Origin of the sequence: Streptomyces shinuiensis, from assembly GCF_043660855.1 — a bacterium.
GTDB lineage: Bacteria > Actinomycetota > Actinomycetes > Streptomycetales > Streptomycetaceae > Streptomyces.
Window position 1 is genome coordinate 850,389 of sequence record NZ_JBIHML010000001.1, and the last position, 12,874, is coordinate 863,262.

Consider the following 12,874-nt stretch of genomic DNA (forward strand, 5'->3'; position numbering starts at 1 on the left):
GGGGCCGACATCACGGAGGCACCCCTCATGCGCATCCTCGGCATCAACGCCGTCTTCCACGACCCGGCGGCGGCACTGGTGATCGACGGCCGCACCGTCGCGGCGGCGGAGGAGGAGCGGTTCAGCCGGCGCAAGCACGGCAAGCGGCCGGTGCCGTTCTCCGCCTGGGAGATGCCCGGGCTGTCGGCGGCCTGGTGCCTGAGGCAGGCCGGCCTCGCCCCCGCCGACCTGGACGCGGTCGCCTACTCCTTCGACCCCGCCCTGGCGGCCCCCGCCGAGTCCCTGGGCCTGGACGACCCCTGGGACCACCTGCGCCGGGAGTACGCCCGACGCGCCCCGTCCTTCCTGGCCGAGGCGCTGCCGGGCCTGGACCCCTCCGTCGTCCGCTTCGTGCCGCACCACATGGCGCACGCCGCGTCCGCCGGAATCGCCGGGCCGCACCGCGACAGCGCGGTCCTGGTCCTCGACGGGCGCGGCGAGTGCGCCTCCCACCTGTCCGGCCGCTACCACGGCGACCGGCTGGAGGTGCTGGCCACGCAGAGGCTGCCGCACTCGCTCGGCCTGGTCTACGAGGAGCTGACCGGGCACCTGGGGTTCCTGCGCTCCAGCGACGAGTACAAGGTCATGGCGATGGCCTCCTACGGCAAGCCGCGTTTCCTGCCCCAGCTGCGCCAGTGGGTACACAGCGACGGCACGGGCGGCTTCACCGCCCACGGGGTGGAGTGGGCGGCGCTGGCCCCCGCCCGCGAGGCGGACGCCGAGTGGAACCAGGACCACGCCGACCTGGCCGCCAGTGCCCAGGCCGTGCTGGAGGAGACGCTGCTGGACCTGGCGAGCTGGCTGCACGCCGAGGGCGGCGGCCGGGAGCTGACCCTGGCCGGCGGGGTGGCGCTCAACTGCGTGGCCAACTCCCGGCTGGCCGCCGAGGGCCCCTTCGAGCGGGTGTGGGTGCAGCCCGCGGCCGGCGACGCGGGCACCGCGCTGGGCGCGGCCCTGCACCTGGCCGCCGCGCACGACGACTCCCCGCTGCCGATGCCGGGCGCGGACCTGGGCCGCGGCTGGTCGGACGAGGAGATCGAGGACTTCCTCGGGAGCGCGGCCGTCCCCTACGAGCGGCCCGCCGACATCGCCGAGACCGTCGCCGAGACGCTGGCCGGCGACGGGATCGTGGCCTGGTTCCAGGGCCGTGCCGAGTACGGCCCGCGCGCCCTGGGCCACCGCTCGCTGCTGGCCCACCCGGGCCGGGCGGAGAACCTGGACCGGCTCAACCGGGTGAAGGGCCGCGAGGAGTTCCGCCCGGTGGCGCCCATGGTCGCCGAGGAACGCGCCGCGGAGATCTTCGAAGGGCCGCTGCCCAGCCCGTACATGCTGTTCGTGCACGACGTGGCCGGGCCGTGGCGCGACCGCATCCCCGCGGTGGTGCACGTGGACGGCACCGCCCGCATCCAGACGGTCGACCCCGGCGACGAACCGCTGGTGGCACGGATGCTGGACGCCTTCGAGCGCCGCACCGGGCTGCCGGTGGTGGTCAACACCAGCCTCAACACCGCAGGACGCCCGATGGTGGACTCCCCGCGCGACGCGCTGGAGTGCTTCGGCTCCTCCCCCGTGGACCTGCTGGCCATCGGACCGTTCGCGGTCCGCCGCGGAAGGTTCTTCGCATGAGCTCCCCGAACCGGGCCGCCGTCGACTACTCGGTGGTCGTACCCACCGTCGGCCGCCCCTGCCTGGCCGACTGTCTGACGTCACTGGGCGGGTCGGCCGGCCCCGAGCCGCGCGAGATCGTGATCGTGGACGACCGGCCGCAGCCCGAGCCGCTCCGCGAGGACCTGCCGCTGCACGCGCTGGGACCGCTGCGCGAGCGCGCCACCGTGGTGCAGACCGGCGGCCGGGGCCCGGCCGGCGCCCGCAACATCGGCTGGCAGCTGGTCACCGCCCCCTGGGTGGCCTTCCTCGACGACGACGTACGCGTGGGCGCCCGCTGGCGCGAGGCCCTGGCCCGCGACCTGGGCGAGGCCGACCCCACCGTCGCCGGGGTGCAGGGCGTACTGGACGTACCGCTGCCCACCGGGCGGCACCCCACCGACTGGGAGCGCAACACCGCCGGACTGGCCCGTGCCCAGTGGGCGACGGCCGACATGGCGTACCGCACCGAGGCGCTCAAGACGGTCGGCGGTTTCGACGAGCGCTTCCCGCGCGCCTTCCGCGAGGACGCCGACCTGGCGCTGCGGGTGCTGGACGACGGCTGGCGCATCCGGCGCGGCGGCCGGCTGACCACGCATCCGGTGCGGCCCGCCGACCGATGGGTGTCGCTGCGCATGCAGCGCGGCAACGCCGACGACGCGCTGATGCTGCGGCTGCACGGCCCCGCCTGGTGGCGGCGGGCCGCGGCCCCCCGGGGGCTCATCCGCCGCCACGCGTCGGTCACCGCCGCCGGTCTCACGGCGCTCGTCCTGGCCGCGGTGGGACGGCGGGGGGCCGCGGCCCTGGCCGGGACGGGCTGGCTGCTGGGCACGGCCGAGTTCGCCCGTGCCCGCATCGCGCCCGGGCCCCGCACCCGCGAGGAGGTCACGACCGTACTGGTGACCAGTGCGCTCATACCGCCGCTGGCGGTGTACCACCGGCTGGCCGGGACGCTGCGCCACCGCGCCGCCGCCCCCTGGGGAGCGGACCCGGACGGCGGGCCCGGCGGGGGAGGCACGGCGTGACGGCGGTACGCGCGGTGCTCCTCGACCGGGACGGGACCCTCGTGGAGGACGTCCCCTACAACGGCGATCCGGCGCTGGTGCGCCCGATGCCGGGCGCCGCCGGGGCGATGGCGCTGCTGCGCTCCCGCGGTGTGCCGGCCGCGGTGGTCACCAACCAGTCCGGCATCGCGCGCGGTCTGATCGGCTGGGACGACATGGGCCGGGTGCACGCCCGGATCGACGAACTGCTGGGCCCCTTCCACGCCTGGGCCGTCTGCCCGCACGGCCCGGACGGCGGCTGCGCCTGCCGCAAACCCGCCCCCGCCCTGGTGCTGGACGCGGCCCGGCGGCTGGGCGCGGCCCCCGCCGAGTGCGTGGTGATCGGGGACATCGGCTCCGACATGGACGCCGCGCGTGCCGCCGGCGCCCGCGGCATCCTCGTTCCCACCCCCGTGACCCTTCCGGAGGAGGTGCGGGCGGCTCCGGCGATCGCCCCCGACCTGCTCGCCGCGGTGCGCGCCGCGCTGGACGGGCCGTGGCCCGGCCCCGCCGGCGCGGACGGCCGCGCTGCGTCGCGGGCGCCCGCGCACACCGGCCGGCTCACCACCCGGCACACCGCCCAGCACACCGGCCGGGCCGTACCCGCCGCCCAGTCCGCCCGGACCTCCGGGCCCGCCCGTACCGCCGCCCGCGCAACCACCCGCACAGCCACCGCCCGGAGGCCGTCATGAGAGCGCTCGTCGTACGTCTGGACAGCTTCGGGGACGTGCTGCTGGCAGGACCTGCGGTACGGGCCGTGGCCGCGCGCGCCGACCATGTGACGCTGCTGTGCGGCCCGCGCGGCGCGCCCGCGGGGCGGATGCTGCCCGGAGTGGACGAGGTCGCCGTCTGGGACGCCCCCTGGGCCGGCCTCGACCCGCCCCCCACCGTGCGGGACGGCATCGAGGAGGCCGTGGAGCTGATCGCCGGGCGGCGCTGCGACACCGCCCTGATCCTGGCCTCGGCCCGCCAAAGTCCCCTGCCGACCGCTCTGGTGCTGCGGATGGCGGGCGTGTCCCGGATCGCCGCCGACAGCGTCCACTACCCCGGCTCGCTGCTGGACGTACGCCACCGGCGCGAGGAGCACGCGCACGAGGCGGAAGCCGCCCTGGCGCTGGCCGAGGCGGCCGGCTTCCCCCTGCCCGACGGCGACGACGGGGGGCTGCGGGTACTGCCGCCGCCCGGAGTGGAGGAGCTGGCCGGGCCACCGGGCTATGCCGTACTGCACCCGGGGGCGAGCGTTCCCGCCCGCCGCTGGAGCCCGAAGCTGTCGGCCGAGGCCGTCGAGGCCCTGGCGGAGGCCGGGCACCGGGTGGTGGTCACCGGCGTGCCCGAGGAGCGCGGGCTGACCTCGTACGTGGCCGGCCGCACGGGGCTGGACCTGGGCGGGCGGACCTCTCCCGCCGAGCTGGCCGGGGTGCTGGCGGGCGCGGCGGCCGTGGTCACCGGGAACACCGGCCCGGCCCATCTGGCCGCCGCGGTGGGCGCGCCGGTGGTCTCGCTCTTCTCGCCGGTCGTCCCGGCCGAGCGCTGGGCCCCCTTCCGCGTGCCCCTGGTGCTGCTGGGTGACCAACAGGCCCCGTGCGCCGGGACCAGGGCCCGCGTCTGCCCGGTCCCCGGACACCCCTGTCTGGACCGCGTGACGCCGCAGGACGTGGTCACCGCCGTGGAGAAGGCCGCTGCCGAAGGCGGTCGGCGGAGTACGGCCGCCGAGGGCGGCCGGGAGGGAGCCGCATGAGGATCCTGCTGTGGCACGTGCACGGCTCCTGGACCACCGCGTTCGTCCGGGGCCCGCACACCTATCTCGTGCCCGTCACCCCCGGCCGGGGTCCCGACGGGCTCGGCCGCGCCGTCACCTTCGACTGGCCGGACAGCGTGGTGGAGCTGACCCCGGAGGAGTTGCGGGAGACGGACGTCGACCTGGTGGTGCTCCAGCGCCCCCACGAACTCGGTCTCGCCGAGCAGTGGCTGGGCGGCCGGCTGCCGGGCCGCGATGTGCCGGCCGTCTACCTGGAGCACAACGCGCCGGACGGGAACGTGCCCGACACCCGCCACCCGATGGCCGGGCAGCCGGGCCTGCCGATCGTCCACGTCACCCACTTCAACCGGCTGTTCTGGGACTGCGGACCCTCCCCCACCGCCGTCGTCGAACACGGCATCGTCGACCCCGGGCCGCTGTACACCGGCGATCTGGAGCGGGCGGCGGCGGTGGTCAACGAGCCGCTGCGCCGGGGCCGCGCCACCGGCACCGACCTGCTGCCGCGCTTCGCGGAGGCCGCGCCGCTGGACGTCTTCGGCATGCGGACGCGGGGCCTGGCCGGACGGCTGGGCGTCCCGGAGGACCGCTGCCGCTCCCACGAACTCCCCCAGCGGGAGCTGCACCGGGCCATGGCCCGGCGGCGGGTGTACGTGCACCCGGTCCGCTGGACCTCGCTCGGCCTGTCCCTGCTGGAGGCCATGCACCTGGGCATGCCCGTGGTCGCGCTGGACACCACCGAGGCGTCCGCGGCCGTGCCCGAGGGGGCGGGAGTGCTCTCCAACCGGCTCGACGTCCTGATCGACGCCGTCCGCGGTTTCCTCGCCGACCCGGCGTACGCGCGCCACATCGGCGAGCAGGCGCGTACGGCCGCACTGGCCCGTTACGGGCTGCCGCGGTTCCTGGAGGACTGGGAGCGGCTGATCAAGGAGGTGGCCCGATGAGGATCGCCGTGGTGTCCGAGCACGCGAGTCCGCTCGCCGCGCTCGGCGGCCCCGACGCCGGAGGCCAGAACGTGTACGTCGCGCAGTTGTCGAAGGAGCTGGCGCGGCGCGGCCACCAGGTCACCGTCCACACCCGCCGGGACTCCCCCGAGCCGCCCGACCGGGTGCCGCTGGCGCCGGGGGTGACCGTCGAACACGTATCGGCCGGGCCGCCCCGGCCCGTGCCCAAGGACGATCTGCTGCCGCACATGACCGCCTTCGGCGACCACTTGGCGCGCCGCTGGGAGGCACGGCGGCCGGACGTGGCGCACGCGCACTTCTGGATGTCGGGCACGGCCGCGATGCTCGGCGCGAAGGGCCGGGGCGTCCCGGTCGTGCAGACCTTCCACGCGCTGGGCACCGTCAAGCGGCGCCACCAGGGCGCGGACGACACCAGCCCGCCCGAGCGGATCGAGGCGGAGCGGCGGATCGGCCGCGAGTGCGCCCGTGTCCTGGCGACCTGTGCCGACGAGGTGTTCGAGCTGGCCGCGATGGGCGTGCCGCCGGAGCGGACGTCGGTGGTGCCGTGCGGTGTGGACCCCCTGGAGTTCGGCCCGGCGGACCCCGCCGGGCGGGGTGCCCGCCGCGACGGCCCGCACCGGCTGCTGGCGATCGGCCGCCTGGTGCCGCGCAAGGGCTTCGATCAGGCGATCGCGGCGCTGGCCCAGGCCCCCGGCGCGGAGCTGCTGATCGCCGGCGGGCCCGAACCCGCGCTGCTGGAGACCGACCCCGAGGCGGTTCGGCTGCGGCGGCTGGCCGGGGGGCTGGGGGTGGCGGACCGGGTGCGGCTGCTGGGCGCCGTACCGCACGAGCGGATGCCCGAACTGATCCGCGGCGCCGACCTGGTGCTGTCCACGCCGCGCTACGAGCCGTTCGGCATCGTCCCGCTGGAGGCCATGGCCTGCGGGGTGCCGATCGTGGCCACCGGCGTCGGCGGCCATCTGGACTCGGTCGCCGACCGTGTCACCGGGCGGCTGGTGCCGCCGGACGACCCCGGCGCGCTCGCCCGCGCCGTCAACGAACTGACCGGTTCCCCCGAGCTGCTGCGCCGCTACGGCGAGGCCGGTCGTGAGCGCGTCCTGGCCCGCTTCTCCTGGGAGCGGGTCGCCGACGGCGCCGAGCAGGTGTACGCCCAGGTGGTCGCGCGCCACCGCGTTCCGACGGGGGCGATCCGTTGACGACACCCAGGACCACCGCGAAGAACGGCTCCAAGTCCGCTGCCAAGTCCGCTGCCAGGACCACCGCCGGGGCCGCTGCCGGGAACGGCGCGAAGGTCCGCCGCGTCCGGGCGGCCCCCGCCCCGGCGACGGAGCCGGTCGCCGGCCACTGCGACGAGCTGCTGCACGCGCTGACGCCCTTCCGCGACCAGGCCGGCACGGCCCAGAGCTGGGGCGAGCGCCTGGCGCGGGTGCTGTCCGGCGGCGGACGGCTGCTGGCGGCCGGGAACGGCGGCAGCGCCGCCCAGGCCCAGCATCTGACGGCCGAGCTGGTGGGCCGCTACCGCGACGACCGTCCGCCCTTCTCCGCCATCGCCCTGCACGCCGACACCTCCTCCACCACCGCGATCGCCAACGACTACGGCGTGGACGAGGTGTTCGCCCGGCAGGTGCGGGCGCACGGGCGCGAGGGCGATGTGCTGATGCTGCTGTCGACCAGCGGCGCCAGCGCCAACCTGCTGTCGGCCGCCGAGGCCGGGCGCGAGGCGGGGATGCCGGTGTGGGCGCTGACCGGGCCCGCGCCCAACCCGCTGGCCGCGGGCAGCGACGAGTCACTGTGCGTACGAGCGGGCTCCACCGCGACGGTGCAGGAACTCCACCTGGTGACGGTGCACATGGTGTGCGCCTCGTTCGACGCCGCCCTGGAGGACGTCCTGGAAGGGAGGAGCGCGGACGATGCCGCCGATGCCTGACCCGATGCCCGATCCGGTCTCCGGCCCGCTGCCCGGTTCGCTGTACGGCCCGGCGCCCGGCGCCCCCGCCGGGCCGGGCGGCACCGCCGCGCCGCTGGTCGTGGTCGGCGACGCCCTTCTCGACCGCGATCTGGTCGGCCGCGCGGACCGCCTGGCACCGGACGCGCCGGTGCCGGTGCTGGAGGACTGCGAGGAGCGGCTGCGTCCGGGCGGCGCCGCCCTGGCCGCCTATGTGGCGGCGCTCGGCGGCCGCCCGGTCACCCTGGTGACCGCCCTGGGAGAGGACCCGGCGAGCGCGCGGCTGCGCGAACTGCTGGCCCCCTGGGTGTCGGTGACCGCACTGCCCCTGGACGGCGCCCTGTCGGAGAAGACGAGGGTGCTGGCCGGCGGCCGCCCGGTGGTCCGGATGGACCGGGGCGGCGGCCGGGCCCCCTCCGGCGGGGACGGGACCGTGCCCGGGGAGGTCCGCGAGGCGATCGCCTCGGCACCGGCCCTGCTGGTCTCCGACTACGGCCGGGGCACGGCGGACGCCGTGCGCGGGCTGCTGGCGGAGCGGGCCGCCCGGGTGCCCCTGGTGTGGGATCCGCATCCGCGCGGCCGCGAGCCGGTCCCGGGCGCCCGTCTGGTGACCCCGACGGCGGCCGAGGCCCGGCTGTTCGCCGGGCGGCTGGAGGGCGGTTCCGGCGGTTCGTCCGGCCCGACGGCCGGCGCGGCCCCGGCGAGGTCCCCCGGGACTTCGGAGCCCCCGAAGACCGCGCGGGCGGAGGGGCCGGCGAAGCAGTCCGGCGAGCCGGAGAGCCTGCACACGGCGGCCCACCACGCCCGGGCGCTGGCCGAAGCCTGGGGCGCGGCCTCGGTGGCCATCACCCTCGGCGACCGCGGCGCGCTGCTGTCCTACGGCGACCATCCCCTGCTGGTGCCCGCACCAGCGCGGCACAGCGGCGACTCCTGCGGCGCCGGCGACCGGTTCGCGGCCGCCGCGGCCGGTCTGCTGGCCGACGGCGCGCTGCCGGAGACCGCCGTACGGGGCGCGGTGGAGGCCGCCACCGGCTTTGTGGCGGCCGGGGGTGCGGCGGCGCTGGCCTTCCCCGACCGGGCCGCGCCCCGGCCCTCCTCGGCCGCCCGCGGCGAGGACGCGGAGCGGCTGGCGGCCCGGGTCCGGGCTGCGGGCGGCACCGTGGTGGCCACCGGTGGCTGCTTCGACCTGCTGCACGCCGGCCACGTCGGGCTGCTCCAGGCGGCCCGCCGCACCGGCGACTGCCTGGTGGTCTGCCTGAACTCGGACGACTCGGTGCGCCGCCGCAAGGGACCGGGCCGGCCCATCAACCCGCTGGCCGACCGCGTCCGGGTGCTGCGCGCCCTGGAGTGCGTGGACTCGGTGGCGGTCTTCGACGAGGACACCCCCGAGGAGCTGCTGGAGCGGCTGCGCCCGGACGTGTGGGTCAAGGGCGGCGACTACGCGCTGGGCGACCTGCCCGAGGCCGCGCTGGTGGGGAGCTGGGGCGGGCAGGCGGTGCTGCTGCCGTACCTCGACGGCCGCTCCAGCAGCCGTATCGCCGAGCGTGCGGCGGTGTCCGTGTCCCGGAACGGGGCGCGGTGAACGGCCCGGAACGGGGTGCGGCGGGCGCCCGGCCGGGCACCCTCGTGAACGGCTGCGCGGGCGCCCCGCGCCGGCCCCGGCTGCTGGTGCTGCGCGCGCTGGGCCTGGGCGATCTGCTGGCCGGGGTGCCCGCGCTGCGGGCGCTGCGCCGGGCGTTCCCGGGCCACGAGACCGTACTCGCCGCACCGGCGGAGCTGGCCCCTCTCGTCCGCGCGAGCGGCGCGGTGGACACCCTGCTGCCCGCCTCGGCGCCGGGCCGCGCCGTGCCCCGGATCACCGGCTGGCACGGGCCGCCGCCCCGGGTCGCCGTCGATCTGCACGGAAAGGGGCCGGAGAGCATGCGGGCGCTGGCGGCGCTGAGCCCCGGGCGCCTGCTGGCCTTCGCCACGGGGGACGGTCCGCGGTGGTACGCCGAGGAGCACGAACGCGACCGCTGGTGCCGCTTCCTGGCCTGGTACGGCATCCCCGCCGACCCGGCCGACCTCCGTCTGCCGCCGCCCGCGGCGGTCTGCCCCGCCCCGGGCGCGGTGCTGCTGCATCCGGGCGCGGGCTCCCCGTCGCGCTGCTGGCCCATCGAGCGGTACGCGGCCGTGGCCGCCGAGCTGCGGCGTGCCGGACGCCGTGTGGTGGTCACCGGCGGCGCCCACGAGTACGACCTGCTGGCGCGGCTGGCCAAGTCGGCCGGCCTGCCCGACGCCGACGTCCACGGCGAGCCGCCGCCGGAGCGGCTGGCCGCGCTGGTCGCGGGCGCCTCGGCCGTGGTGAGCGGCGACACCGGCGCGGCCCATCTGGCGGTGGCCCACGGCACTCCGTCGGTGACCCTGTTCGGGCCGGTGCCGCCCGCCCTGTGGGGTCCGCCGCCGCTGGAGCGCCACCGGGCGCTGTGGCACCCGGGCCCGCCCGGCGACCCCCACGGCCGCCGCCCCGATCCCCTGCTGCTGCGCATCCGGCCCCAGGAGGTACTGGAGGCGCTGTCCCTGCTGCCGGAGGTGCGTACCGCTTGAACGGCTCGACGATCGGCGTGGTCATCGCCACCCGCGACCGCGGCGACAGCCTCGCGCGCACGCTGCGCGCGCTGACCGGGCTGCCCGGGCCCCCGCCGGTGCTGGTGGTCGACAACGCCTCCGCCGACCACACCCGCACCATGGTCTCGGCCCTCTTCCCCCGGGTGTCGCTGATGCCGCTGCCCGAGAACCGCGGGGCCATCGCCCGCAACCTGGGCGTGGCGGCGATGGACACGCCGTACGTGGCCTTCAGTGACGACGACTCCTGGTGGGAGCCCGGAGCACTGGAGAAGGCCGTCTCGCTGCTGGACGCCCATCCGCGGCTGGGGCTGATCGCCGCCCGGACCCTGGTGGGTCCCGAAGAGGATCCCGACCCCCTGGACGATCTGCTGGCCGGCTCCCCGCTGGGCACTGCCAGGGATCTGCCGTGCCCGCAGGTGCTGGGTTTCCTGGGGTGCGCCTCGGTGGTGCGGCGGTCGGCGTTCCTGGACGCCGGGGGATTCCATCCGCTGCTGTTCTTCGGCGCCGAGGAGACCCTGCTCGCCTACGACCTGGCCGCCCGGGGCTGGGGGGTCGCCCACTGCCCGGAGGTCGTCGCCCACCACCATCCGGATCCTTCGCCGCGCTCCGGGCGCGGCTCCCGGGTGCTGCGCAACGAACTGCTCACCGCCTGGCTGCGCCGGCCGCTGCCGCTGGCCGCGCACCGCACCGGGGCGCTGGCCGCGCGGGCCCGCCGCGATCCGGAGGCCCGCCGCGCCCTGCTCGGCGCGCTGGCCCGGCTGCCGTCGGCGGTGCGCGCCCGCAGGCCCCTGCCGCCGTACACCGAGGAAGCGGTACGCCGTGTGGAAGGACAGCACCGTGGCCCCTGAGCCCGCCGGATCCGCCAGGACCACCGAAACCTCCGGGGCCGTCCGGCCCGCCGGGCACGCCGGCGCGGCCGCGGCCCGGGACGCCGGCTCCCGGGTCTCGGTCGTGGTGATCACCCACAACCGCCGCGAGGAACTGCTGCGCACCCTGGGCCGGCTGGCCGGACTGCCCGAGCGCCCGCCGGTGTTCGTCGTCGACAACGCCTCGGAGGACGGCACCGCCGAGACCGTCGCACGTGCCCATCCGTGGGTGCGGCTGCTGCGGGCGGAGCGGAACCTGGGGGCGGTGGGACGCAATGTCGCCGTCGAGCGCGTGACCACGCCGTACGTGGCCTTCTGCGACGACGACTCCTGGTGGGAGCCGGGCTCGCTGGCGAGCGCCGCCGGTCTGCTCGACGCCCGTCCTCGCCTGGCGGCGGTCACCGCGCGCATCGTGGTGGAGCCCGGCGGCGCCGAGGACCCGGTCGTCGCCGAACTGCGCGACTCGCCCGTCCCCGGCCCCGAATGGCTGCCCGGCCCGGCCCTGGGGTCGTTCCTGGCCGCGGCCACGGTGCTGCGCGCCGGAGCCTTCCGGGAAGCGGGCGGTTTCTCGCCCCGGCTGTGGCTGGGCGGCGAGGAGGAACTGCTGGCCACCGATCTGATGGTGCGTGGCTGGTGGCTGGCCTACGCCGAGGAGCTGACGGTCCACCACGCGCCCTCGGCGGTGAGGGACGCGACCGCGCGCCGGGAGGACGGACTGCGCAACACGCTGTGGTTCGGCTGGCTGCGCCGGCCGCTGCCCGCGGCGCTGCGCCGCACCTGGCAGCTGGCACGCACGGTGCCGCGCGACGCGGCGTCGGCGCGGGCGTTCGGCCGGGCGCTGGCCGGACTGCCGTGGGTGCTGCGTGAACGCCGGGCGGTGCCGGAGGAGGTCGAGGAGCGGCTGCGGCTGCTGGAGGAGGAGCAGCGCCGCTCCGCCGCCCGCCGCTACGTCGGCTGAGGCGGGCGCGGGGGCCGAGGCGGACGCCGGAAGGGCCGGCGCACCGGCCGGGGCGGCTCTAGGACCGTGCCTCGCGGGTCTTCGAGCGGTTGGCCTTGCGGATGGCCCGCAGCAGCTCGTCCTTGTTCATCCGGGAGCGCCCGTTGACGTCCAGCCGCTGCGCGATGGAGTACAGGTGCTCCTTGCTGGCGTTCTCGTCGACGCCCTCGCCGCTGCGTCCGCCCCTGCCGCGCGGGCGGGCGGCCCGCGTATCGGAGGGCCCCTTGCGGCCGCCCTCCTTGCGCTCCCAGTGGTCGCCCACCTTCTCGAACTTGTGCTTCAGGGCGCTGTAGGCGGTCTGGTGTGCGCGCCGGCCCTCTCCGTACTCCTCCACGGCGGAGTCGTGGGCCTTGATCCAGGTGCGCTGCGCCTCCCGGGGGGAGCGCTCCAGGGTCGACGGAAGCTCCTTCCGTGCGGGCACGTTCCTCACCTCCGATCGGTCGGGTCCGTTACGGGTTCCCGGCCGCAGGTCACGGAAACGGCAGGTGTCGACGCGCACCGGCAGGGTCACCCGCCCCCGAGGGGCCGCGGGTCCCCTGTGAGATCCCGACGAGACGCCGAGAGGGGTGCCGACCATGCGGTACGAGGAGCTCACCGGCCAGGTGCAGGCGCACGCGGACCTGCCGGACCGGCAGACGGCCGAGCGGGCCCTGCGGGCCACGCTGGAGACGCTGGCGGAGCGGATACCGGACGGCGTGGCCGACCATCTGGCCGCCCAGCTGCCCGGCGAGGCGGCGGAGTCGCTGCGCCGGGTGGTGGCCGGGCACGAGACCTCGCCGCAGCGGCGGGCCGACGCCCGCACCCACGGCGAGCCGTTCGACCTGACCACCTTCGCCGGGCGGGTGGCCTGGCGGTCCCACGCGACGGAGGACACCGCGGTGCGGGAGGCCACGGCGGTGCTGGAGGTGCTGGACGCGGCGGTCTCGCCCGAGCTGATGACCAAGGTGGGTCACGTCCTGCCGCCGGACATCCGCGAGCTGCTGCCGTCCACCCGCGCCGAGGAACCCTGAAC

The 12,874-nt window shown here is 77.1% G+C and carries 13 protein-coding genes; 12 read left to right on the top strand and 1 reads right to left on the bottom strand.

Annotation, left to right across the window (positions count from 1 at the left end; all coding sequences use genetic code 11):
* The first annotated feature begins 27 nt into the window (after positions 1 to 27).
* From ACGRHY_RS03740 to ACGRHY_RS03790, 11 genes are all read left to right on the top strand, one after another.
* Positions 28 to 1,665, top strand: coding sequence for a carbamoyltransferase family protein (locus tag ACGRHY_RS03740; RefSeq protein ID WP_394633953.1), 1,638 nt, complete (start codon positions 28 to 30; stop codon positions 1,663 to 1,665).
* Positions 1,662 to 2,708, top strand: a complete 1,047-nt coding sequence (locus ACGRHY_RS03745) for a glycosyltransferase family 2 protein (protein ID WP_394633954.1) — start codon at positions 1,662 to 1,664, stop codon at positions 2,706 to 2,708. The genes ACGRHY_RS03740 and ACGRHY_RS03745 overlap by 4 nt, the downstream gene beginning before the upstream one ends.
* Positions 2,705 to 3,418, top strand: a complete 714-nt coding sequence (locus ACGRHY_RS03750) for a D-glycero-alpha-D-manno-heptose-1,7-bisphosphate 7-phosphatase (protein ID WP_394633955.1) — start codon at positions 2,705 to 2,707, stop codon at positions 3,416 to 3,418. The genes ACGRHY_RS03745 and ACGRHY_RS03750 overlap by 4 nt, the downstream gene beginning before the upstream one ends.
* Complete coding sequence (locus tag ACGRHY_RS03755) at positions 3,415 to 4,464, top strand: glycosyltransferase family 9 protein (RefSeq protein WP_394633956.1); 1,050 nt, start codon at positions 3,415 to 3,417, stop codon at positions 4,462 to 4,464. Before ACGRHY_RS03750 ends, ACGRHY_RS03755 begins: the two co-directional genes overlap by 4 nt.
* Positions 4,461 to 5,426 carry a glycosyltransferase gene (locus ACGRHY_RS03760; protein ID WP_394633957.1) on the top strand — a complete coding sequence of 322 codons (966 nt, stop codon included), beginning with the start codon at positions 4,461 to 4,463 and terminating at the stop codon, positions 5,424 to 5,426. The genes ACGRHY_RS03755 and ACGRHY_RS03760 overlap by 4 nt, the downstream gene beginning before the upstream one ends.
* Positions 5,423 to 6,643, top strand: a complete 1,221-nt coding sequence (locus ACGRHY_RS03765) for a glycosyltransferase (RefSeq protein ID WP_394633958.1) — start codon at positions 5,423 to 5,425, stop codon at positions 6,641 to 6,643. Before ACGRHY_RS03760 ends, ACGRHY_RS03765 begins: the two co-directional genes overlap by 4 nt.
* A gap of 158 nt (positions 6,644 to 6,801) precedes the next feature.
* The gene (locus tag ACGRHY_RS03770; protein ID WP_394637913.1) at positions 6,802 to 7,374 is read left to right on the top strand and encodes a D-sedoheptulose-7-phosphate isomerase; all 573 of its coding nucleotides are present in this window, start codon (positions 6,802 to 6,804) and stop codon (positions 7,372 to 7,374) included.
* On the top strand, positions 7,367 to 8,974 hold the full coding sequence (rfaE2, locus tag ACGRHY_RS03775; protein ID WP_394633959.1) for a D-glycero-beta-D-manno-heptose 1-phosphate adenylyltransferase: 1,608 nt from the start codon (positions 7,367 to 7,369) through the stop codon (positions 8,972 to 8,974). The genes ACGRHY_RS03770 and rfaE2 overlap by 8 nt, the downstream gene beginning before the upstream one ends.
* A gap of 44 nt (positions 8,975 to 9,018) precedes the next feature.
* On the top strand, positions 9,019 to 9,978 hold the full coding sequence (locus ACGRHY_RS03780) for a glycosyltransferase family 9 protein (protein ID WP_394637914.1): 960 nt from the start codon (positions 9,019 to 9,021) through the stop codon (positions 9,976 to 9,978).
* Positions 9,975 to 10,847 (top strand): glycosyltransferase family 2 protein, encoded by an 873-nt coding sequence (locus ACGRHY_RS03785; RefSeq protein WP_394633960.1) that lies wholly within the window; start codon positions 9,975 to 9,977, stop codon positions 10,845 to 10,847. Before ACGRHY_RS03780 ends, ACGRHY_RS03785 begins: the two co-directional genes overlap by 4 nt.
* A gap of 103 nt (positions 10,848 to 10,950) precedes the next feature.
* Complete coding sequence (locus tag ACGRHY_RS03790; protein WP_394637915.1) at positions 10,951 to 11,823, top strand: glycosyltransferase family 2 protein; 873 nt, start codon at positions 10,951 to 10,953, stop codon at positions 11,821 to 11,823.
* A gap of 58 nt (positions 11,824 to 11,881) precedes the next feature.
* Here ACGRHY_RS03790 and ACGRHY_RS03795 read toward each other — a convergent pair whose 3' ends face one another.
* Complete coding sequence (locus ACGRHY_RS03795) at positions 11,882 to 12,283, bottom strand: ChaB family protein (protein ID WP_394633961.1); 402 nt, start codon at positions 12,281 to 12,283, stop codon at positions 11,882 to 11,884.
* Positions 12,284 to 12,437: 154 nt separating this feature from the next.
* Here ACGRHY_RS03795 and ACGRHY_RS03800 point away from each other — a divergent pair, with 154 nt between their 5' ends.
* On the top strand, positions 12,438 to 12,872 hold the full coding sequence (locus tag ACGRHY_RS03800) for a DUF2267 domain-containing protein (RefSeq protein ID WP_394633962.1): 435 nt from the start codon (positions 12,438 to 12,440) through the stop codon (positions 12,870 to 12,872).
* Positions 12,873 to 12,874: the final 2 nt, after the last annotated feature.

Coding starts and splice junctions, on each gene's coding strand:
- ACGRHY_RS03740 (WP_394633953.1), top strand. CDS start 28: ATGCGCATCCTCGGCATCAACGCCGTCTTCCACGACCCGGCGGCGGCA.
- ACGRHY_RS03745 (WP_394633954.1), top strand. CDS start 1,662: ATGAGCTCCCCGAACCGGGCCGCCGTCGACTACTCGGTGGTCGTACCC.
- ACGRHY_RS03755 (WP_394633956.1), top strand. CDS start 3,415: ATGAGAGCGCTCGTCGTACGTCTGGACAGCTTCGGGGACGTGCTGCTG.
- ACGRHY_RS03760 (WP_394633957.1), top strand. CDS start 4,461: ATGAGGATCCTGCTGTGGCACGTGCACGGCTCCTGGACCACCGCGTTC.
- ACGRHY_RS03765 (WP_394633958.1), top strand. CDS start 5,423: ATGAGGATCGCCGTGGTGTCCGAGCACGCGAGTCCGCTCGCCGCGCTC.
- rfaE2 (WP_394633959.1), top strand. CDS start 7,367: ATGCCTGACCCGATGCCCGATCCGGTCTCCGGCCCGCTGCCCGGTTCG.
- ACGRHY_RS03800 (WP_394633962.1), top strand. CDS start 12,438: ATGCGGTACGAGGAGCTCACCGGCCAGGTGCAGGCGCACGCGGACCTG.